Annotated in this window: 19 protein-coding genes and 1 pseudogene; 11 read left to right on the plus strand and 9 right to left on the minus strand. The window is 75.3% G+C overall.

Annotated features, from left to right (window positions below; all coding sequences use genetic code 11):
• Window positions 1–2: 2 nt before the first annotated feature.
• Entirely contained in the window at window positions 3–362 is a 360-nt protein-coding gene (locus tag ACLGIH_RS29485; protein WP_416528315.1) for an ArsR/SmtB family transcription factor, read from the plus strand.
• 214 nt (window positions 363–576) lie between these two features.
• On the opposite strand, the gene ACLGIH_RS29490 is transcribed toward ACLGIH_RS29485, so the two are convergent.
• Window positions 577–984 (minus strand): CoA-binding protein, encoded by a 408-nt coding sequence (locus ACLGIH_RS29490; protein ID WP_416528316.1) that lies wholly within the window; start codon window positions 982–984, stop codon window positions 577–579.
• A 208-nt stretch (window positions 985–1,192) separates the two neighbouring features.
• Between ACLGIH_RS29490 and ACLGIH_RS29495 the strand changes: the two genes are divergently transcribed.
• From ACLGIH_RS29495 to ACLGIH_RS29520, 6 genes are all read left to right on the plus strand, one after another.
• Window positions 1,193–1,735: a SixA phosphatase family protein gene (locus ACLGIH_RS29495; protein WP_416528317.1), complete on the plus strand. Its 543-nt coding sequence runs from the start codon at window positions 1,193–1,195 to the stop codon at window positions 1,733–1,735.
• An 80-nt stretch (window positions 1,736–1,815) separates the two neighbouring features.
• Complete coding sequence (locus ACLGIH_RS29500; protein WP_416528318.1) at window positions 1,816–2,217, plus strand: hypothetical protein; 402 nt, start codon at window positions 1,816–1,818, stop codon at window positions 2,215–2,217.
• Window positions 2,214–2,534: a hypothetical protein gene (locus ACLGIH_RS29505; protein ID WP_416528319.1), complete on the plus strand. Its 321-nt coding sequence runs from the start codon at window positions 2,214–2,216 to the stop codon at window positions 2,532–2,534. The genes ACLGIH_RS29500 and ACLGIH_RS29505 overlap by 4 nt, the downstream gene beginning before the upstream one ends.
• Before the next feature lie 20 nt (window positions 2,535–2,554).
• Window positions 2,555–3,181, plus strand: a complete 627-nt coding sequence (locus ACLGIH_RS29510; RefSeq protein ID WP_416528320.1) for a YigZ family protein — start codon at window positions 2,555–2,557, stop codon at window positions 3,179–3,181.
• Window positions 3,182–3,296: 115 nt separating this feature from the next.
• Window positions 3,297–4,460 (plus strand): exonuclease SbcCD subunit D, encoded by a 1,164-nt coding sequence (locus tag ACLGIH_RS29515; RefSeq protein WP_416528321.1) that lies wholly within the window; start codon window positions 3,297–3,299, stop codon window positions 4,458–4,460.
• A 34-nt stretch (window positions 4,461–4,494) separates the two neighbouring features.
• Window positions 4,495–7,500: an AAA family ATPase gene (locus tag ACLGIH_RS29520; protein ID WP_416528322.1), complete on the plus strand. Its 3,006-nt coding sequence runs from the start codon at window positions 4,495–4,497 to the stop codon at window positions 7,498–7,500.
• Between the two features lie 6 nt (window positions 7,501–7,506).
• On the opposite strand, the gene ACLGIH_RS29525 is transcribed toward ACLGIH_RS29520, so the two are convergent.
• Window positions 7,507–7,953, minus strand: a complete 447-nt coding sequence (locus tag ACLGIH_RS29525; protein ID WP_416528323.1) for an Lrp/AsnC family transcriptional regulator — start codon at window positions 7,951–7,953, stop codon at window positions 7,507–7,509.
• 122 nt (window positions 7,954–8,075) lie between these two features.
• On the opposite strand from ACLGIH_RS29525, the gene ACLGIH_RS29530 reads away from it, so the two are divergent.
• The 3 genes from ACLGIH_RS29530 (at window position 8,076) to ACLGIH_RS29540 (ending at window position 10,026) form a co-directional block, all read left to right on the plus strand.
• Window positions 8,076–8,552, plus strand: a complete 477-nt coding sequence (locus ACLGIH_RS29530) for a rhodanese-like domain-containing protein (RefSeq protein WP_416528324.1) — start codon at window positions 8,076–8,078, stop codon at window positions 8,550–8,552.
• A 21-nt stretch (window positions 8,553–8,573) separates the two neighbouring features.
• Window positions 8,574–9,092: an immunity 21 family protein gene (locus ACLGIH_RS29535; RefSeq protein WP_416528325.1), complete on the plus strand. Its 519-nt coding sequence runs from the start codon at window positions 8,574–8,576 to the stop codon at window positions 9,090–9,092.
• Between the two features lie 88 nt (window positions 9,093–9,180).
• Window positions 9,181–10,026 carry an SDR family oxidoreductase gene (locus ACLGIH_RS29540; RefSeq protein ID WP_416528326.1) on the plus strand — a complete coding sequence of 282 codons (846 nt, stop codon included), beginning with the start codon at window positions 9,181–9,183 and terminating at the stop codon, window positions 10,024–10,026.
• A gap of 30 nt (window positions 10,027–10,056) precedes the next feature.
• Here ACLGIH_RS29540 and ACLGIH_RS29545 read toward each other — a convergent pair whose 3' ends face one another.
• Complete coding sequence (locus ACLGIH_RS29545) at window positions 10,057–11,745, minus strand: DUF885 domain-containing protein (RefSeq protein ID WP_416528327.1); 1,689 nt, start codon at window positions 11,743–11,745, stop codon at window positions 10,057–10,059.
• A 78-nt stretch (window positions 11,746–11,823) separates the two neighbouring features.
• Window positions 11,824–12,306 (minus strand): Lrp/AsnC family transcriptional regulator, encoded by a 483-nt coding sequence (locus tag ACLGIH_RS29550; protein ID WP_416528328.1) that lies wholly within the window; start codon window positions 12,304–12,306, stop codon window positions 11,824–11,826.
• 60 nt (window positions 12,307–12,366) lie between these two features.
• On the opposite strand from ACLGIH_RS29550, the gene ACLGIH_RS29555 reads away from it, so the two are divergent.
• A complete protein-coding gene (locus ACLGIH_RS29555) occupies window positions 12,367–13,596 on the plus strand; it encodes a trans-sulfuration enzyme family protein (protein ID WP_416528329.1) in 1,230 nt (409 codons plus the stop codon).
• A gap of 242 nt (window positions 13,597–13,838) precedes the next feature.
• Here ACLGIH_RS29555 and ACLGIH_RS29560 read toward each other — a convergent pair whose 3' ends face one another.
• The 5 genes and pseudogenes from ACLGIH_RS29560 to pdxR form a co-directional block, all read right to left on the minus strand.
• Window positions 13,839–15,086, minus strand: a complete 1,248-nt coding sequence (locus ACLGIH_RS29560; protein ID WP_416528330.1) for a GNAT family N-acetyltransferase — start codon at window positions 15,084–15,086, stop codon at window positions 13,839–13,841.
• Window positions 15,087–15,219: 133 nt separating this feature from the next.
• A complete protein-coding gene (locus ACLGIH_RS29565; RefSeq protein ID WP_416528331.1) occupies window positions 15,220–16,527 on the minus strand; it encodes a DUF7825 domain-containing protein in 1,308 nt (435 codons plus the stop codon).
• A 52-nt stretch (window positions 16,528–16,579) separates the two neighbouring features.
• Window positions 16,580–17,432 (minus strand): annotated as a pseudogene (locus ACLGIH_RS29570) (SWIM zinc finger family protein); the annotation flags it as partial.
• Between the two features lie 162 nt (window positions 17,433–17,594).
• Window positions 17,595–19,181 (minus strand): alkaline phosphatase D family protein, encoded by a 1,587-nt coding sequence (locus ACLGIH_RS29575; protein WP_416528332.1) that lies wholly within the window; start codon window positions 19,179–19,181, stop codon window positions 17,595–17,597.
• Window positions 19,182–19,318: 137 nt separating this feature from the next.
• Window positions 19,319–20,773 (minus strand): MocR-like pyridoxine biosynthesis transcription factor PdxR, encoded by a 1,455-nt coding sequence (gene pdxR, locus ACLGIH_RS29580; RefSeq protein ID WP_416528333.1) that lies wholly within the window; start codon window positions 20,771–20,773, stop codon window positions 19,319–19,321.
• Window positions 20,774–20,906 lie beyond the last annotated feature (133 nt).

A 20,906-nucleotide genomic window follows, 5' to 3' on the forward strand; every position in this document is an offset into this window, starting at 1 on the left:
GTATGAGCGCACGCATGCACCTATCACCTGCGCACGATGCGCATCCGCGCACCCCGAGCGAGGAGCAGCTGGCGCTTGCCGCAGAGGTCCTCGCCCTGCTCGGCGACCGTACGCGGCTCGCGCTGCTGCACACGCTGACCACGAAGGAGGCCGACGTCACCACGCTCACCGAGGCGTGCGGCGCGGCGCGGCCGGCCGTCAGCCAGCACCTGGCGCGGCTGCGGCTGGCCGGTCTTGTCGAGACCCGGAAGGAGGGCCGCCGGGTGGTCTACGCGCTGCGCGACGGCCATCTGCGCCGCCTGGTCGGCGAGGCGCTGAACGTGGCCGACCACCGGCTCGGCGACCGGCCCCCGCACGACTGAGGCCACCCGGGGCTGAGCCGGTGGGTGAGTCCCGCCGGGGGCGCCGGGTGCTCGGCCGGTGGACGGGCGCGGCCGGGTTCGCCGTGCGCTCGGCCGGTGGTCGAGTCCGGCACCGGCGGAACGGGCGCGCGGGCGTCGGCAGAAGGGGCGCGGGCATCGGTGGAACGGACGGGGGGAGAAAGCGCTCGACGGCCGGGGGCGGTCGGCGGGCGGGCTACCCCAGCCGCGGTATCTCGATCGCCGGGCAGCGGTCCATCACCATCGGCAGACCCGCAGCCCGGGTCCGGTCGTACGCCGCCTCGTCGATGACGCCGAGCTGGAACCAGACCGCCCCGGCGCCCTTGGCGACCGCCTCGTCGGCGACCTGCCCGGCCAAGTCGCTGTTGACGAACACGTCGACCACGTCCACGTCGAAGGGAATCTCGGCCAGGGAGGCGTACCCCCGTTCGCCGTGCACCGTCTCCGCCTTCGGGTGCACCGGGACGACGCGCTTGCCGAAGCGCTGCAGAACCTCCGCCACGCCGTACGCCGCGCGCCGCCGGTTCGTGGACAGGCCCACCACGGCCCAGGTGTCGCCGAGGTCGGTGAGGATCTTGCGGACGGTTGCCTCGTCGCCGTACACCGGCGGCCTCCTTGGACTCCTGGATGTGCTCTCGCCCCGCACAACGGCCCGGGGCGTGCGGAGATTCCCGGCCGCCCACGCCTGCGCGCCCCGGCCCGGCCGCCTACGCTCGCCCTGTGCTGTCCGTCATCGATGCCGGTACCGGCCGACCGATCCGTACCGGCCGACCGATCCGTACCGCCCCCGCGGGCCGCCCGGGGGCCGCGGCGTGATCCAGCGTGCGGGAGCGGGCCCGCTGCGCCGGCTCGTCGTCCTGCGCCACGCCAAGTCCGCCCGCCCCGAGGGCGTCGCCGACCACGACCGTCCGCTCGCCGGGCGGGGACGCCGTGACGCCCCGGCCGCCGGGCGCGCGCTCGCCGAGGCCGACTGCCTGCCCGACCTCGCGCTGTGCTCCAGCGCCACGCGCGCGCGTGCCACCTGGGAACTCGCCGCGGCCCAGTGGGGCACCCCGCCGCCGGTACGCATGGAGCCGCGGCTGTACGGCGCCGACGTGCCGGACCTGCTGGCGGTGGTGCGCGAGGTGCCCGACGAGGTCGGGACACTGCTCGTGATCGGCCACAACCCCGGGCTGGAGGACCTGGTCCTGGAACTGGCCGGCGACGGCCTGGACGACGCCCTGGACCGGGTGCGGGCGAAGTTCCCCACCTCGGCGATCGCCGTCCTGGCCTGGCGCGGCCCCGCCTGGTCCGCCCTGGCCCCCGGCGCGGCCCTGCTGACGGCCGTGCTGGTGCCCAGGGGCGGGAAGCGGTGAGCGCACCCGGCAGGCTGCCCTCCAAGGCTCGGCCGCGGGGCGGTCGAGGGGCCGGGATCACCTGGCGCCAGCATCACCGCATGGTCATGGCACGGCGTTGGTACGCCTCTTCTCCCGTGGTGGACGGTCTGCCGCTGCCGGCGGAGGCGGAGTTCTGGGCCGCCCATCTGGTCGACCTGTACGACGGTGCGTCGGTGGAGTCCTTCGGTGTGGACCCGGCCGACGTCGAGGGCATGCTGGAGCGCCTGTGCGACAAGGCCGCCTGGCCGGTGTTCCGTGTGCCGCTCGCGGGCGGGCACAGCATCCTCGTGCACTACAACAGCGGTGAGCAGTACACCTCCACCGCCTACTTCATCGTCCACCCCGACTGGGGGACGAACGATCTGGTCCTCGCCGGCACGGACGAGGACCAGATCGGTCCCGCCTGTGCTGGTCCGAGCCGGCCGCGCTCCTCGACGCCCCGGGGGACGGGGAGGGAGTGACCGATCCGCACGCCCGGCTGCTCCTGCTGCTGCCCGTCCTGGGCGACACCGACGTCCCGCCCGAGGCCGTCACCCTGGTGCAGGAGGCGCTCGTCGCCCAGGGTGCCCCGGACGACTGCGAGGCCCTGGCCCGCCGTCTGCTTCGGGGACACCCCATGCGGGGAGCCGCCTCCTGGTCCTGGGACGCGGACGAGTGCGCCTGGATCTGCGAAGGAGAACACAGCCCGCGCAGGACGCCACTGGGAGACCACCTCCCGGCCGCCCGGCGCACGGCCCTGGAGGACTGCCTCGCGCCGCTCCGCCGGGGACGCCCGTGACCACGGATTACGCTGGCCGGATGCAGGACGAGTACCGCACGGTCGCCCGCGCGGGCGTGCACGAAACCGAGGTCAACCGCTCGCGCTTCCTGTGCGCCCTCGCCCCGGCGGCCACCGAGCAGGAGGCCCAGGAGTTCATCGCGGCCGTGCGCAAGGAGCACGCGGACGCCAGCCACAACTGCTGGGCCTACGTCGTCGGCGCCGACGCCGGGATCCAGAAGGCCGGCGACGACGGCGAGCCCGGCGGAACCGCCGGCGTGCCCATGCTCCAGATGCTGCTGCGGCGCGACATGCGCTACGTCGTCGCCGTCGTCACCCGCTACTACGGCGGGGTCAAGCTCGGCGCGGGCGGCCTCATCCGCGCCTACGGCGGAGCGGTCGGTGAGGCGCTCGACGCGCTCGGCACGATCACCCGGCGCCGGTTCCGGCTGGCCACGGTCACCGTCGACCACCAGCGCGCCGGCAGGCTCCAGAACGACCTGCGGGCCACCGGACGGGAGGTGCGCGACGTGCACTACGGGGAGGCGGTCACCCTCGAGATCGGCCTGCCGGACGCCGACGTGGACGCCTTCCGCGGCTGGCTCGCCGACGCCACCGCCGGGACGGCGGAGTTCGAGGCGGGCGGGGAGGCGTACGGGGACGCGTGACCCGCCCGGACAACGGGGCAAGACGGGCATAGGGGGAGCAAGTGCCGGTGCGTGAACGGTCGATACGGGAGCAACCGCCCGTGGTGTCGGACCCGGCAGTTAGTCTCGGGGGATCATGAGACTGCTGCACACGTCCGACTGGCATCTGGGCCGGGCCTTCCACCGGGTGAACATGCTCGGTGCCCAGGCCGCCTTCGTCGACCACCTGGTGGCGGCCGTGCGCGAGCACGACGTCGACGCCGTGGTCGTGTCGGGCGACGTGTACGACCGGGCGGTGCCGCCGCTGGCCGCGGTCGAGCTGTTCGACGACGCCCTGCACCGGCTCGCCGGCCTCGGCGTCCCCACCGTGATGATCTCCGGGAACCACGACTCGGCACGCCGCCTCGGGGTGGGCGCCGGGCTGATCGGCCGGGCCGGCATCCACCTGCGGACCGCGCCCGCCGAGTGCGGCACCCCCGTGCTGCTCCGGGACGCCCACGGGGACGTGGCCCTCTACGCGCTGCCCTATCTCGAACCGGCGCTGGTGCGAGGCGAGCTGGGGGTGGACAGAGCGGGACACGAGGCCGTGCTCACCGCCGCCATGGACCGGGTCCGCGCCGACCTCACCACGCGCGCGCGGGGCACCCGCTCCGTCGTCCTGGCGCACGCCTTCGTCACCGGCGGCGAGCCCAGCGACAGCGAACGGGACATCACCGTCGGCGGGGTCGCCGCCGTCCCCGCCGGGGTGTTCGACGGCGTCGACTACGTGGCCCTCGGCCACCTGCACGGCTGCCAGACCATCACCGAGCGCGTCCGCTACTCCGGCTCCCCGCTGCCGTACTCCTTCTCGGAGGCCGCGCACCGCAAGAGCATGTGGCTCGTCGACCTGGCCGCCGACGGGTCGGTCACCGCCGAGCGGCTCGACTGCCCGGTGCCGCGCCCGCTGGCCCGCCTGCGCGGCACCCTGGAGGAGCTGCTCGCCGACCCGGAGCTGGCCCGGCACGAAGGGGCCTGGATCGAGGCGACGCTCACCGATCCGATCCGCCCCGACGACCCCATGGCCCGGCTCACCGAGCGCTTCCCGCACACGCTCAGCCTCGTCTTCGACCCCGAGCGGGCCCCGGACGACCCAGCCGTCTCCTATGCCAGGCGGCTCGCCGGGCGCAGCGACCAGCAGATCGCCGAGGACTTCGTCGCCCATGTGCGCGGCGCCGGACCCGACGCCCACGAACGGGCCGTGCTGCGCGACGCGTTCGACGACGCGCGCGCCGACGAGGCCGTCCGGGAGGTGGCGCGGTGAGGCCGCTGCCCACGGCGGACGCGCGGGAGGCCCGATGAGGCTGCACCGGCTGGACGTCACGGCGTTCGGACCCTTCGGTGACCCGCAGACCGTCGACTTCGACGAGCTGTCCGCGGCCGGCCTCTTCCTGCTGCACGGCCCGACGGGCGCCGGCAAGACCTCCGTCCTGGACGCCGTCTGCTACGCCCTCTACGGTTCCGTGCCGGGCGCCCGGCAGACCGCCCAGGGCCTCACCCTGCGCAGCGACCACGCCGCCCCCGGCACCCGCACCGAGGTGCGCCTCGACCTCACCGTCGCGGGCCGGCGACTGGAGATCACCCGGCAGCCGCCCTGGGAACGGCCCAAGAAGCGAGGCAAGGGCACGACTGTCGACAAGGCGCAGACCTGGCTGCGCGAGTACGACGCCACCACCGGGACCTGGCAGGACCTCAGCCGCTCCCACCAGGAGGTCGGCGAGGAGATCACCCAGCTGCTCGGCATGAGCCGAGAGCAGTTCTGCCAGGTGGTGCTGCTGCCCCAGGGCGACTTCGCGCGCTTCCTGCGCGCCGACGCCGAGGCCCGCGGCAAGCTGCTCGGCCGCCTCTTCGACACCCGTCGGTTCGCCGACGTGGAGAAGCGCCTCGCCGACCGCCGTCGCGCCACCGAGGCCCAGGTGCGCGACGGCGACGCCGACCTGCTCGCCGACGCCCACCGCATGCAGCAGGCCGCCGGCGACGCCATGGAGCTGCCGGAGCTGGCGCCCGGCGACCCGGGCCTTGCCGAGGCCGTCCTGATCGCCGCCGCCGTCGCTCGCAGCACCGCCCGCGAACAGCTCACCGCCGCCCACCTCCGGCTCCGTGCCGCCGAGTCCGCGCAGTCCGCCGCCGAGCGCGACCTCGCCGAGGCAAGGGAACTGGCCCGGCTCCAGCGGCGGTTCGCCGAGGCGCGGGAGCGGGCGGCGCGGCTGGCGGAGCGGGCCGACGCCCACCGGGCCGACCAGGAGCGCATGGACCGGGCCCGCAAGGCCGAGACGGTGGCTCCCGCGCTGGAGCTGCGGGAGGCCGCCGACGCCGAACACCGGCGCGCGGCCACCGCGGAGGCACGCGCGCGTGCCCTGCTGGCCGACGCCCACGCCGAGGCCCACGCCGAGGCCGGGGCCACCGGGCTGGCCGCCGCCGCCCGCCGGGCCGCCGAGGAACTGGGCGGCCTGGAGTCGGCCCGCCGCGCCGAACGGCGCCTGGCCGACCTGCTCGCCGAGCGCGCCGGCCTGGACCGCGACGAGCGCGCCGACCAGGACGTCCGGCAGGAGGCGGAGGGCTGGCTCGCCGACTGGGAGACCACCCGCGACGCCGTCCGGCGGCGCATCGAGGACGCGCAGGATGCCGTCACCCGCGCCGAACGGCTCGCCGACCGGTGCGAGACCGCCGGGCGGCGGCTGACGGCGGCCCGGCAGCGGGACCGGCTCGCCGGCGACACCGACGACGCCCAGCGCCGTGCCCTCGCCTCCGCCGAGCGTGCCGTACAGGCCCGCGCCCACTGGCTCGACCTCAAGGAGCAGCGCCTGACCGGCATCGCCGCCGAACTGGCCGCGGGCCTCACCGACGGCGAACCGTGCGCCGTCTGCGGCGCCACCGAACACCCCGCACCCGCCCGCAAGGCCGCCGGACACATCGACCGCGCCGCCGAGGAACGCGCCCTCGCCGCCTACCAGGCCGCCGACGAGCGGCGCGCCGAGGACGAGCAGCGACTCGGCCGCCTGCGCGAGGCACTCGCCGCCGCCACCGCCGAGGCCGGGGACACCCCCACCGACCGCCTGGCCCGGGAAGCGCAGGATCTGGAGGACCAGTACGCGCGGGCCCGGGCCGCGGCGTCGGCGCTGCACGCCGCGCAGGAGGAGCTGCGCCGGGCGGAGCAGGAGCGCGAACAGCGGATCGCGGCCCAGCAGGAGGCCGCCGTCCGGGCCGCGTCGCGAGTGGGGCACCGCGAGCGGCTGGACCGCGAACGCGCCGCACTGGAGGAGGAGTTGGCGCGGGTCAGAGGCGACGCGGACAGCGTGGCCGCGCGGGCCGCCCGCCTGGAGCGGCAGGCCGCGCAGCTCGCCGACGCAGCCGAGGCCGCCCGCGTCGCCGAGGACACCGCGCAGCGGCTCAAGGACGCCGACGCCCGGCTCGCCGACGCCGCATTCCGCGCCGGGTTCCACACACCGCAGGAGGCGGCCTCCGCACTCCTCGACGCCGCCGCCCACCGCGAACTGCAACGCCGCCTCGACGCCTGGCAGACCGAGGACGCCGCGCTCCGCGCGGTGCTCACCGAGGCGGACACCGCTGCCGCCGCCCAGCAGCCGCCCGCCGACCCGGCCGCGGCGGAGGACGCGGCGCGGGAAGCCGGCCGGCGGCTGCGGGAGGCCGCCTCCGCGCGCGACGCCGCCGCCCGGCGCTGCGCGGAACTCGACCGGCTGTCCGCCCGTGCCACCGCCGCGGTGCGCCGGCTCGCCCCGCTGCGCGAGGAGTACGAGCGCGTGGCCCGGCTCGCCGGCCTGGCCGCGGGCACCTCGGCGGACAACGAACGCCGGATGCGCCTGGAGTCGTATGTGCTGGCGGCCCGCCTGGAGCAGGTCGCCGCCGCCGCGACCGTACGGCTGCGGCGCATGTCGTCCGGGCGCTACACCCTCGTCCACTCCGACGACCGCACCGGCCGCGGACGCAGCGGTCTCGGCCTGCACGTCGTCGACGCCTGGACCGGGCGCGAGCGCGACACGGCGACGCTGTCCGGCGGCGAGACGTTCTTCGCCTCCCTGGCCCTCGCCCTCGGGCTCGCCGACGTCGTCACCGACGAGGCCGGCGGGGTCCGACTGGACACGCTCTTCATCGACGAGGGCTTCGGCAGCCTCGACGACCAGACCCTCGACGAGGTCCTCGACGTGCTCGACTCGCTGCGCGAGCGGGACCGCAGCGTCGGCATCGTCAGCCACGTGGCCGACCTGCGGTGCCGTGTCCACGCCCAGCTGGAGGTGGTCAAGGGACGGACGGGGTCCGCGCTGCGCCGGCGGGGGGCGGGCTGAGGGCCGTCAGCGGCCCAGGGGGCGCCGGGCGAGCGGCGAGGAGTAGACGACGCTCGTGGTCACCGAGCCGAGGGCGCCGATCTTCCCGGAGACCTCCTCCAGGTGCCGCATGGAGCGGACCGCGACCTTGATGACGAAGCAGTCGTCGCCGGTGACGTGGTGTGCCTCCAGGATCTCGGGCGTGACGGCGACCAGGTCGTGGAAGGGCTTGTAGTTGCCGTTCGGGTAGCGCAGCCGGACGAACGCCAGGATCGGCAGCCCCAGCCGGTCGGGGTCGACGACCGCCGCATACCCCTGGATCACACCGGCCTCCTCCATGCGGCGCACCCGCTCGGTCACGGCGCTCGCGGACATGGAGACGGCACGCGCCAGCTCGGCGAAACTGGCCCGGCCCTCCCGCTGGAGGACGTCGAGGATGCGCCAGTCGGTGGCGTCCGGGGAATACGCGGTCATCCCGGATGGATAGCAGGGCGATCCCCGGTGGATCAAGGGTTGTGCCGGAGATGGTCCCTTCTGGCCGCGGTGGGCCGCCCGTAGATTTCCGGTCAGGAGATCCACCGAGGAGAGGCCGGACCATGAGTGCCCCCACCGTCAACCCCGTGCTGCGCGTCGCCCCCGCGCCCCCGGCCGAGGCCGCCGCGTACTTCCGCGCGAGCCTGGCCTTCCACGCCGATGTCTCCGACGTCGCCGCCGCGCTCGCGGCCGGCGGCGACCCCGGATTCGTCGTCGTGGACTCCCGCTCCGCCGAGTCCTGGAGCCAGGGCCACGTCCCCGGCGCGATCCATCTGCCCACCGCGCTCGTCGCCGAGCGGGCCGGGCAACTCCTCGACAGGTCGGTCCCCGTCGTCACCTACTGCTGGGGCCCCGGCTGCAACGGCGCCACCCGCGCCGCGCTCGCCCTCGCCGAACTCGGCCACCAGGTCAAGGAGATGCTCGGCGGCTTCGAGTACTGGGTGCGCGAGGGCTTCGCGTACGAGACCCGGCAGGGCCGCGAGCAGCGCCCCGCCGATGCCCTGACCGCCCCGGTGGACGCGGCGGACTGCGGCTGCTGACGGGCGTGTAGGTTCTGCCGCATGGTGCGATACGCGGAACCGGGCGTGGTGGAGTGGGTGGAATCGGGCGGCGGGCCGCTCATCGCCGTACCGGAGACGGTGCTGCCGTTCTGGACCGGCGCCGACGGCGAGGAGGCGGCCTCCGACTACGACCGGGCCTGTGAGGTCGACGGGCACGTCGGGTTCCTCCCGGTCGGCGACTCCACCGCCCTCGTCCTCGGCGACGAACCGGTTTCCACCGCCTTTCTGCCGGACCACGGCACTTTCGTGCGGTGGTGCGCCGCGGACGCCGAGGACGAGCTGCTGGCGAGTGTCCCGGCCGCGCTGCGCACCGCGGAGTGGGAGCCGGAGGCGCGCTGGGAGGTGCCCGGCGCGGTGCGGCTGTTCGACGCGGCCTGGCCCGGCGGCGAGTCGACCGGTACCGACCATGTGACGGTGGCCCTGGAGCCGGGGCGGTACGCGGTGCGCGCCGCCCATGTGCGGCCCGGCCCGGAGACCTGGCTGGGCCTCGTACAGCTGCGGCGGCTCGGCCACCGGTAGGCGCGGCGCGCAAGAGCGGAACGCGGGGAGCCCGGCCGTCGCCGGAAAACCGTTTGGTCCGCCCCCGCCCTCCGACGATCATGGGGCCATGCCGAAGCTCTCGCACCCCGCCCCCGAAGACCTGCGCCGCGACCCCCTGCCGCTGCGCGGCCGCACCGCCCTCGTGACCGGCGCCAGCCGGCGGAGCGGTATCGGCCACGCGGTGGCGCGCAGGCTCGCCGCGTACGGCGCGAGTGTCTACCTGCACCACCACGTTCCGCACGACGCCGCCATGCCGTGGGGCGCAGACCGGACCGACGACGTGCTCGCCTCGGTCCGGGAAGCGCTCGGCGACCCCGGCGCGACGGTGGTCGCGGGGCCCGGTGACCTCTCCGACCCGGCCGCGCCCGCCGCCCTCGTCGCCACGGCCGCCGACGCGCTCGGCGGACGGCTCGACATCCTGGTCGCCAACCACGCCCTCAGCGGGTCCGACGGCACGCTGGACGCGATCGACGCCGACATGCTCGACGCGCACTGGGCCGTCGACACCCGCTCGGTGCTGCTGCTCGTCCAGGCGTACGCCCGCCACCGCGCCGCCCTCCCGCCGCGCACCCCGGGCGGGCGCGTGATGATGATGACCTCCGGGCAGGACATCGCGGGCGGCATGCCCGGCGAGATCGCCTACGCGCTGCAGAAGGGAGCGCTCGCCTCCATCACGCGCTCCCTCGCGACGACCCTCGCCGAGCACGCCGTCACCGTCAACGCCGTCAACCCCGGCCCCGTGGACACCGGCTACCTGTCCGGCGCGGACTACGACGCCGTCGCCGAGCTGTTCCCCGCCGGGCGGTGGGGCATGCCCGACGATCCGGCCCGCCTCGTCGCATGGCTCGCCACGGACGAGGCGGAGTGGATCACCGGTCAGGTCATCGACTCGGAGGGCGGCTTCCGGCGCTGAGCCCCTGCCCCGCCCGGTCGCCGAGCCGGGTCAGAGTCGCGCCAGCTCGTCGACCAGGTCGTCCAGGCCGAGCGAGCCCTGCGAGAGCGCGGCCATGTGCCAGGCCTTGAGGTCGAAGGCCTCGCCGTGGCGCGCGCGGGCCTTCTCCCGGCCCAGCAGCCAGGCCCGCTCACCGAGCTTGTAGCCGATCGCCTGGCCAGGGATCGTCAGATACCGGGTCAGTTCGCTCTCCACGAAGTCCGCCGGCCGGCTGCTGTGCGCGCCGAAGAACTCCTGCGCCAGCTCCGGTGTCCAGCGCTCGCCCGGGTGGAAGGGGGAGTCGGCGGGGATCGGCAGCTCCAGGTGCATGCCGATGTCGACGATCACCCGGACGGCACGCATCATCTGCGCGTCCAGGTAGCCGAGCCGCTGCTCCGGGTCCGTGAGGAAGCCCAGCTCGTCCATCAGCCGCTCCGCGTACAGCGCCCAGCCCTCGGCGTTGGCGCTGACCATGCCGACCGAGGCCTGGTAGCGGGACAGGTTCCCGGCCACGTGGGTCCACTGCGCCAGCTGGAGGTGGTGGCCCGGAACGCCCTCGTGGTACCAGGTCGAGACCAGGTCGTAGACCGGGAACCGGGTCTGGCCCATCGTCGGCAGCCAGGTGCGGCCCGGACGCGAGAAGTCCTCCGACGGGGGCGTGTAGTAGGGCGCCGCCGCGCTGCCCTGCGGGGCGATGCGCGACTCGACCTTCCGCACCCGCTCGGCGAGTTCGAAGTGGGTGCCGTCCAGCGTCTCGATCGCCTGGTCCATCAGGCCCTGGAGCCAGTCGCGGACCTCGTCGACGCCCTCGATGTGCCTGCCGTGCTCGTCGAGGTGGGCCAGCGCCGCCCACGGCGTCTCGGCGCCGGGCAGGATCTTCTCGGCCTCCTTCTTCATCTCGCCGAGCAGCCGGTGGTACTCCTCCCAGCCGTAGGCGTACGCCTCGTCCAGGTCGAGGTCGGTGCCGTTGAAGTAGCGCGACCAGCGGGCGTAGCGCTCCCGGCCCACCGTGTTCGGCGCGCCCTCGATCGCCGGCGCGTACACCTCGCGCATCCAGTCCCGCAATCCGGCCACGGCCGCCGTCGCCGCCCGGGCCGCCTCGTCCAGTTCCGTACGCAGCGCGTCGGGGCCGGGGGAGGCGAAGTCCTCGAACCAGCCCCGGCCCTCGCCCGTGTCCGCCCACTCGCCGAGCTGCTCGGTGAACGTGGCGGTCGGCCGCGGCCCCGCGAACAGCCCGCGCTCCAGGCCCAGCGCGAGGGACTCGCGGTAGCCCGCCAGCGCGCCCGGCACCGCGCGCAGCCGCTCGGCGATCCGGGACCAGTCCTCCTCCGTCTGCGTCGGCGTCACGGTGAACACCTCGCGCACCGAGTGCGCGGGCGTTCCCATGTTGCCGACCGAACGCAAGCCCTCGCCGGCCTCGTGCACGGCCAGCTCCGCGGTGAGCCGCTCGCGCAGCAGCCGGGCGCAGCGGCGCTCGATGTCACTGGCGCCGCCCGGCCGGCGCTCCGCCTCGTCCAGCCGGGCCAGCGTGGTCCGGGCCAGTGCGGCCAGGGCCTCCTGGCCGGCGGGCGAGAAGTCGGGCAGCCGGCCGGAACTCTCCGGAACGCCGAGATACGTACCGGTCACCGGGTCGAGGGCGATGAGCTCGTCGACGTAGGCGTCGGCGACCTCGCGGGGCAGCGGGCTCTTGGTCTCTGACATGCGGACATCCTGGTACGGATACCGGCCGCGCGTCAGCCCGGTCTCACCGGGCCGGGGGCTCCGGCGGCCCGATTTCGCTCATGGCGTGGCGGCGGGCGGCAGCAGGGGGCCGCAGTCCCACTGCTGGAAGATCAACCGGGTCTCGACCCGGGCCACCTCGCGCCGCGATGTGAACTCGTCCAGAACCAGCCGCTGCAGATCCGCCATGTCGGCCACCGCGACATGCACCAGATAGTCGTCCGGGCCGGTCAGATGGAAGACGGTCCGCGACTCCGGCAGTGCCCGGATCCGCTCCACGAACGGACCCACCAGCTCCCGCCGGTGCGGCCTGACCTGCACCGACAGCAGCGCCTGGAGCCCTCGGCCGAGCTTGGCCGGATCGAGCTGGAGCCGGTGGCCGAGGATCACCCCGGCCCGGCGCAGCCGGGTCACCCGGTCCAGGCAGGTGGACGGGGCCACTCCGACCTGGGCGGCGAGGTCGCGGTACGTGGTCCGGGCGTCGTTCTGCAACAGCCGCAGCAGATGGAGATCCACCGGATCCAGTACGACAGATTCGGCCATTGGCCGAACGTAGCACGTTCTTCGGGCCCCGGAACCCGTTCGGTGTTCACTCTTCCGGCCATGGACTCTGCGCGCACGCACACGTCACCCACCGACGACGTACGCACCACCGCACGGGCCGCCGCCCCCACCCGGGCACTGGCCACCGAGGCAGTACACGCCGGCCGCGACGACCTCGCCCGGCAGGGTCTGCACGCCCCGCCCATCGACCTGTCCACCACCTACCCCTCCCACGACAGCCGCGGCGAGGCCGAGCGCATCGACGCCTTCGCCACCACCGGCGCCGAACCGGACGGCCCGCCGGTCTACGGGCGGCTGGGCAACCCGACGGTCGCCCGGTTCGAGACCGCCCTGGCGCGGCTGGAGGGCACCGAGGCCGCGGTCGCCTTCGCCAGCGGCATGGCCGCGCTGAGCGCCGTGCTGCTGGCCCGCGGCTCCATGGGGCTGCGGCACGTCGTCGCCGTACGCCCGCTGTACGGCTGCAGCGACCATCTGCTCACCGCGGGGCTGCTCGGCTCCGAGGTGACCTGGACCGACCCGGCCGGCATCGCGGAAGCGCTGCGCCCGGACACCGGCCTGGTCCTGGTGGAGTCCCCGGCCAACCCGACGCTCGCCGAGGTCGACCTGCGGGCGGTCGCCCAGGCCTGCGGTTCCGTACCGCTGCTCGTGGACAACACCTTCGCCACGCCCGTCCTCCAGCGGCCCGCCGAGCACGGCGCCCGGCTGGTGCTGCACAGTGCCACCAAGTACCTCGGCGGGCACGGTGACGTACTGGCCGGTGTGGTGGCCTGTGACGAGGAGTTCGCCGGGCTGCTGCGGCAGATACGGTTCGCCACCGGCGGGGTCCTGCATCCGCTGGCCGGCTATCTGCTGCTGCGCGGCCTGTCCACCCTGCCGGTCCGGGTCCGGGCCGCCTCCGCGAACGCCGCCGGACTCGTCCGCCGGCTCGCCGCCGACCCGCGCATCGCCCGCGTCCACTATCCGAGCATCGGCGGCGCCATGGTCTCCTTCGAGGTGCACGGCGACCCGCACGAGGTGATCGGCCGGGTACGGCTGATCACGCCGGCCGTCAGCCTCGGCAGCGTGGACACGCTCATCCAGCATCCGGCGTCCATCAGCCACCGCATCGTGGACGCGGACGACCGGCGGGGCGCCGGGGTCAGCGACCGGCTGCTGCGCATGTCGGTGGGCCTGGAGGACGTCGACGACCTGTGGGCCGACCTGGACCGGGCGCTCGGCGAACAGACCCGGGCGCTCCCGCTGCGAGAGGCGCTCTCCGGGGCCGAGTGACGTCTCCTGGAGCCCCGGCCCGGGGGCCCGGGCGCGGGTACCGGGCCGGGGCCAGCCCGGTACGGGATTCAGCCGGGTCGGCACGGGATCCGGGCAAGCCCTTCGGCCCTGGGGGCTGGGCATGCTGTTCGGCCCAGGTCCTGGGTAAGTCGCTCGGGCCTGGGGCCGGGCGTGCCGTTCGGTCCAGGGGCCGGGCGTGGGGCTCGGCCCGGTGTCGCGGGCGTGGGGCTCGGCCGTGCGTCTCAGTCCCGGGCGATGCGATCGCCGTGCGGCAGCCGGGAGACGGCCGGGGCCGTGTGCAGCCGGGCCGTGATGACCAGGGTCCCCTCCTCGATCTGGTAGTCGAGGGGGAGACCCAGGCCCCGCATCGCGGCGACCATGCCGGTGTTGGACGACTGCGTCACGGCGTACACGCTCTCGCAGCCCGCCTCGGCGGCCATCGCCACCAGCCGGCCCAGAAGTTCGCCGCCGATGCCACGCCGCTGCCACGCGTCCTCGACGAGCAGGGCGACCTCCGTCTCGTCGCCGTCCCACAGCAGATGACCGAGCCCGACCAGCCGCCCCGACTCCGTCTGCGCGGCGAGGGTCCGGCCGAAGCGCGGGCCGAGCAGGTGGTTCAGATACCGGTCGGCGTCCTTGACCGGCCCGTGGTAGCGCATCCCGAGCGTCCGCGGCGAGCACCGCTCGTGCATCGCCCTGGCCGCCGCCAGATCACCGGTGTCCGCCCGGCGGACGGTGATCGCGCCGCCCCCGGACAGCGTCAGCACGTCCCGGCCGCGCGGCACGCGCGGACCGAGCCGGGCGTCCAGCTCGACCAGGGCCCGCGCCCGCGCGAACTCGGCCGGTGTGAACGGCAGATGCGGACGCTCCACGCTGATCACCCCGCCCTCGGGCGCGCGCAGCCGCAGCACCGTGTCCTCGAGGGACCCCTCCACCGGTACGCCGTCCGCGTCCCGGCCGCCACCGGCGGCGGGCAGCGACCGGATCGTGCACCGGCCGAGCAACTGGCGCAGCGCCAGCGGAAGTTCCGCCCCGTCCAGCGCCGTGCGGGTGGCGAGCCCGAGCACCCGGGCCGGGGCGTCCACCAGGTCGTGCGCGTCGGCGCGCTCGGCCCAGGTGTCGGCGCCGCCCGCCGCCGACACCACCCGTGCCAGCTCGGACGCCGACAGCTCACCCGGCGCCCGCAGCAGGAACTCGTCCACCGTGCCCTCGGCCAGCGGATGCGTCTGCAGGCTGAGGATGTCGACCCGCCGCTCGGCGAGCGCCGTGCACAGCGCGGCCAGCGACCCCGGCTCGTCCCGCACCGTGGTCCGCATCCGCCACAGGGTGCTGGGGACCTGCTCCGACGGCCCGGCCTGCCGCTCGGCGGAGGGCGGCCGGGCGCCGGTATCGTCCGTGGGCGGGGCGTCCCCGTGGCGCCGTGACCACCAGGAGCGGAAGCCCGCGGAGAGCGCGGTGGCGACACGTGCGGCGGGGGTCGCGTCAGACATGTCTCGACTCATGCAGCCACGGTGAAGGAACGGTGTTGCGTGATCACGAACGCCTTGTGACAGGTGAGTAAAAGGTCCTTCAGCGTGCACTTGTTGAGCTTTTGCCTAGGTCGTCCGCCGGGTCGTCCGGCGGTCAGGCGGCCACCTCCTCCGTGAGCGCCGTGCGCAGCCGACGAGCCTGGGTCACCAGCCGGGACGAGCCGCCCCGGTCCGCCGCCCCGTCCAGATGGGGCAGTTCGCCGCGGGCCCCGGACCGTTCGGCGCACTCGGCGGCCACGGCCAGCAGATCCCCGAGCCCGCGGACCGGCGGGGCCGCCCGCCCGGTGCCGAGGCCGGCGAGCAGCGCGGGCAGGGTGTGCCGCAGCACGCCCCAGATGGTGGCGTTGGCGCCGGTCGACGCCGCCGTCCGCACCGACTCGGCGAGCCGCAGCGCCTTCACCGCACCGTCCCGCACCAACTCCCCGAGGCCCGAACCCAGGAGACCCGCGTCGAGCCGGCCCCGCGCCGCCAGGACCAGCAGGGCGTCCACGGCGGCGAGCCGGTCCTCCGGGTGCCGTGCCCCGAGCCCGTACGCCACGCACAGGTGCACAGCCTCACCCGGCTCGCCGTCCGTCTCGGCGAGCCGGGGCAGCACCTCGGCGGCCCCACGGGCGTCGTCCACCGCGCCCGCCGACAGGTCGCGCAGCATCCGGGCGGCCACCGGCTCCGGCAGCTCGGGCAGGAGTGCGAGCCAGTGCTCCGCCATCCCGCCCCTGCCGTGGTAGCAATACCAGCGCTGCCCGGCCTCGCTCACCGGCTGCCCCAGCGCGCTGAAGGGCGCCGGGAAGGCCTCCCGCAGCTGCGGTATCTCCCCGTACTCGACCAGGACATGGGGGCCCGGGGTCCGCTGCGACACCGTCGGCACGGGAGCGGGCGCGGTCAGCCACGCCGCGAGCCACGCGCCCTCGGCCGTGCCCAGGCCCGCGGCGCGCCGAGCCGCTCGCCGAGCCACCGCGCGGTCGGCCCGCCGCACCCGCAGCAGGGCCTGCGCGAAGTCGGCCGGGGCGACCCGTGCGCACAGCCGCCCGTACGTGTCCAGGCGCTCCACCAGCTCGTCCGGTTCCAGCAGGCCCGTGCTCCAGGTGGGCGTCGACAGCAGGAACGGCAGGGGCTGAGTGCGCAGCCGGTGGGCGATCTCCCACAGCCGGGCCTCGAAGGCGCGGGACAGGTCCTGGTGGGGGCAGCCGCGCTCCCCGGCTCCGCCCCCGGCGGCCGAGCCGGGGCCGGAGGCGCGCAGGCCGGCGGTGCGCAGCGTGGACGTGCGTATCCCGCCGTGCAGTGTCGCGAGGAGGGCGTCGAGGCCGGAGGCCGCGTCGACCAGGCCGTGGGGTGCGCTGAAGTGATCGTCCGCGTTCGGCCCGTAGGGGTGGTTCCCGTCGGCCCACCAGCGGCGCGCGATCACCGGTCCGCGGGCGGTCAGCAGGGCGTCCCGGTCCCGGTACGCGTGCCGGACGCCGCATGCCGGGCAGGACGGCCTCCCAGGCGGAGGCCGTGGCGGCGGCGCCCGGCGCGAGCGCGGGGCCGTACACCCGCAGGGCCGTCGCGTGGCGCAGCACTCGCCGGAACGCGGTCAGCCGCTCGGGCCCGGGCAGGCACACCCCGCCCGGCACCCGCCCGGGTGGTCGGTCGCAGCACCCGCCCGGCCGGCACCACCCACCGCGGTCCGGCCACGGCGCCCCGGCTTCCGGCGCGAGGCAGGGAGCGCAGGAACCGCACCGCCTCCGCCGCGTCCAGCTCGGCCCGCAGGTCGAAACCGGCCGCGATCACCTGCGCCTCCGCGAAACCGCGCAGCCACCGGTCCGGGAGCGGCACCTTCTTCTCCACCACCGGGCCGTCCACCGTGGTCACGGCCAGCTCGTCGGGGCCGACCCGCAGATGCAGCGGGTCGTCGGCGCCGATCCGGGACAGGGCCTCCCGCAGCGGGTCGTTGACGTCGACGTTGGTCGTGCCGTGGCCGGCCTCGCCGCCGTCCAGGCCCGCCGTCAGCACGTCGAGGCGGGCGTAGACCCCGCCGCAGCCCGAGAAGGACTCGAAGCGCAGCCGGTCGCCGTTGCCCGTCACCACCGGGTCGAGCGAGGCCCGCAGCTGCCGCTGGTGGTACCGGGCCGCCGCGACGTCGGCCACCGCGAGCAGTCCGGCCGACGCCACCTGAGGCCACGTCAGGAAACCCGCGAAGAACTGCGGATGGGCCACGGCGCCCTGCGGCGTCGCACCCCGGGACGTCTCCAGTCCCAGGCGCCGTCCGCCCGCGGCGGATTCCAGCACGGAGGGTCGTCGATAGGCCACGGCGTGCAAAGATCGCGTCATGCGAAAAACCGTAGAGGCGGCCACTGACAATCCGCTGCGACCTGCGAAAACGCCTCGCCACAGGGAGAGTTGGCGGCTCCTCACACCAGTGCCGCGCACCAGGGGATGACGCCGGTGCGCGGCACAGGGGACAGGCTACGGCAGGCTACGGCCTCACCAACCTCACTGCCCGACCCGGCCGGGCTGGAGCACCCGGGTGAACAGCACCGTGCCGTCCTGCTCGCGCAGCCGCACCGTCAGCTCGCCGCTGCCGCCGTCGATGTCGACCTCGCCGAAGAACTGGTAGCCGCCGGCGGGCGAGACGTTCGCCGCGGCCGGCGCCTTCACGAACACCCGCTCCGGCCCGAAGGTGCCGTCGAGCGCACTGGCCGGGAACGCCCCCGCGTTGAGCGGACCGGAGACGAACTCCCAGAACGGCTCGAAGTCGGTGAACGCCGCCCGCGACGGCTGGTAGTGCTGCGCCGAGGTGTGGTGCACGTCGGCAGTCACCCACACGGTGCCGGTGATCCCGCGGTGCTTGACGAACCGCAGCAGCTCCGCGATCTGCAGCTCGCGCCCCAGCGGAGCGGCCGGGTCGCCCTGCGCAACCGCCTCGAAGTGCGGCTCGCCCTCCGTGGAGTCGGGCACCACCAGCCCGATCGGCAGGTCGGCGGCGATCACCTTCCACACCGCCCGCGACCGCGCCAGCTCCCGCTTGAGCCAGTCCAGCTGCTCGCGGCCGAGGACGCCCTGCGGGTCCGCCGTCCGGTCGTTGGCCGAGTTGGCGTTGCGGTACGTGCGCATGTCCAGCACGAACACGTCCAGCAGCGGGCCCTGCCGCAGCACCCGGTACATCCGGCCCTGGCACGCGCCGGGCCGCGGCGTGGCGAGCGGGAAGTACTCGGCGAACGCGCGCCGGGCCCGGGCCGCCAGCACGTCCACCCGTTTCTCCGTGTAGCGGTCGTCGGTGTCGGCGATGATCTGCCCCGGGTACCAGTTGTTGCGTACCTCGTGGTCGTCCCACTGGACGATCGACGGCACCCGGGCGTTGAACCTGCGCAGGTTCTCGTCGAGCAGGTTGTAGCGGAAGTTGCCGCGGAACTCGGCCAGGGTCTCGGCGACCTTGGACTTCTCCTCCGTGGTGATGTTCCGCCAGGTGCCGCCGCCGGGCAGGGCGGCGGTCGCCGCGATGGGGCCGTCGGCGTAGACGGTGTCGCCGCTGCACAGGAAGAAGTCCGGGTCCAGCGCGGCCATCGCGTCGTAGATGCGGTAGCCGCCGAGGTCCGGGTTGATGCCCCAGCCCTGCCCGGCCAGGTCGCCCGACCAGACGAAGCGCACCCCGTCGCGCCGGCGCACCGGGACCGTGCGGAAGGTGCCGGCGACCGGCTCGCCGGTGCGGCGCGGGTCGTCCGGGTCGGCCAGCAGCACCCGGTAGTGGACCTGCTCGCCCGGGGGCAGCCCGCGCAGCCGGGTGGTGCCGGTGAAGTCGGTGTCCGGACCGAGCAGCGGACCGTGCCACCTGCGCGGATTCCGGAACGACTCGGTCGCGGACGTCTCGACGATCATCCGGGCGGGCCGGTCGGAGCGCACCCACACCAGGCCGGAGCGGGAGGTCACGTCTCCCGTCTGTACGCCCCAGCCCGCCTGCGGCCGCCCGGAGCGGGCGAACGCCGGGGCGGCGCCGAGCGCGCCGGGCAGGGACAGGGCCGCCGACGCGGCGAGGGAACCGCGCAGCACGCTGCGCCGGTCCGGGAACGGACGGTGGGACATGGACGCGCCTCCAGGGACAGGATCCGGCCAGTGGGCAGTGCCACACCTACTGGGACGTCACGGCGGCCACGCAAACCCCGGGTGAACAACCGGCCGCGTGGCCCGTGGACGACCGGCGTCGGCACCGCAGAACCGTCTCACGTGGCCGCGGCCCCGGCCATCATCCGCACCCCCGCCCGGATCCGCCCCGGCGTCAGATGGGCGTACCCCAGCACCAGACGCACCGGCTCGTCCGTCTCCTCCCCGGCCGCCGCGTGCGCGTACTCCGTCAGCGCGCGCACCGCGACCCCGGCCGACGCCACCCGTGCGAGGAACCGCCGCCGGGGGCCGAACCGCGCCGGCAGCGCGGCGATGACGTGCAGACCGGCGGAGATCCCGGAGACCTCCGCGCCCGGGAAGTGCTGCTCCAGCGCGGCGACCAGCGCGTCCCGGCGCTCGCGGTAGGCGCGCTGGCAGCGGCGCAGCTGGCGGTCGTAGTCGCCACGCTCCACGAACCGGGCGAACAGCTCCTGGTCCAGGGCCGGATGGCCGAGGTCCATGGTCCGCTTGCGCTCGACGACCTCGTCCGCCAGCCGCTCCGGCACCAGCAGCCAGCCCAGCCGCAGCCCCGGGGCCAGCGACTTGCTGACCGAGCCCGTGTAGGCGACGTGCTCGGGATCGAGCCCCTGGAGGGCGCCCACGGGAGCGCGGTCGTAGCGGAAGTCGCCGTCGTAGTCGTCCTCCAGCACCAGCCCGTCCACCGACCGTGCCCAGTCCAGCAGTTCGGTGCGCCGCCGCGCCGAGTAGGCGATCCCGGTGGGGAACTGGTGGGCGGGCGTAGTCACCACCGACCGCACGCCCGACGCGCGCAGCGGGCCGAGGGCGAGCCCCTCGCCGTCGAGGGGGAGCGGCACGGCGGTGACGCCCGCCGAGGCGTACAGGGCGTCGTGCTGCGGACTGCCGGGGTCCTCCACGCCGACCGTGCGCATCCCGCGCGCGTGCAGCACGGAACCGAGCAGCGTCGTCGCCTGCGCCACCCCGGAGACCACGACGATCCGCTCCGGGTCCGCCACCACGCCCCGGCGCCGGGCGAGCAGTTCGGCCAGTGCCGTCCGCAGCCGCGGCAGCCCGCGCGGATCGGGGTAGCCGAGGCCGTGGTGCGGCAGCTGGGCCAGCACGGACCGCTGCGCGGCCGACCACGCCGAGCGGGGGAACAGCGACAGGTCCGGCGTACCGGGTACGAAGTCGGCGCGGGCGCCGGGGGAGCGCGGGGCGAGGTCACGCGCGCGCGGGCGGGCGGCCCGTGCGGCGTCGCCCACCCAGGTCCCCGCTCCCCGGCCGCTGCGCAGATAGCCCTCGGCCGTCAACTGCTCGTACGCCTCCGTCACCAGTCCGCGTGAGACCCCGAGGTCCGCGGCCAGGTCCCGGCTCGACGGCAGCCGGGTGCCCGGCGCGAGCCGGCCCGAGCGCACCGACTCCCGCAGCGCCTCCTGCAACGCGCGCCCACGCGCGCGTGCCGGTGCGGACGCCGCCGGGAGCAGCAGCTCCCAGGCGGCGGCCCCGTGGCCGCCCGGCCGGCCGGTCCCGGACCGGCCCCCGTCCGGTGATGTCATGAAGGAGCCCCCCGTGGATCGTGCCGAGTCAATCGCCCCCACTTTACGAGGGGTTGCCCGCGCTGCGCCGTAAACAGAAGTGACAGACCGCAGCGAGGGGGCAGGCTGATGCCGGCCCAAAATCGCTCACCAA

Origin of the sequence: Streptomyces hamibioticus, assembly GCF_047946815.1 — a bacterium.
Classification (GTDB): domain Bacteria; phylum Actinomycetota; class Actinomycetes; order Streptomycetales; family Streptomycetaceae; genus Streptomyces.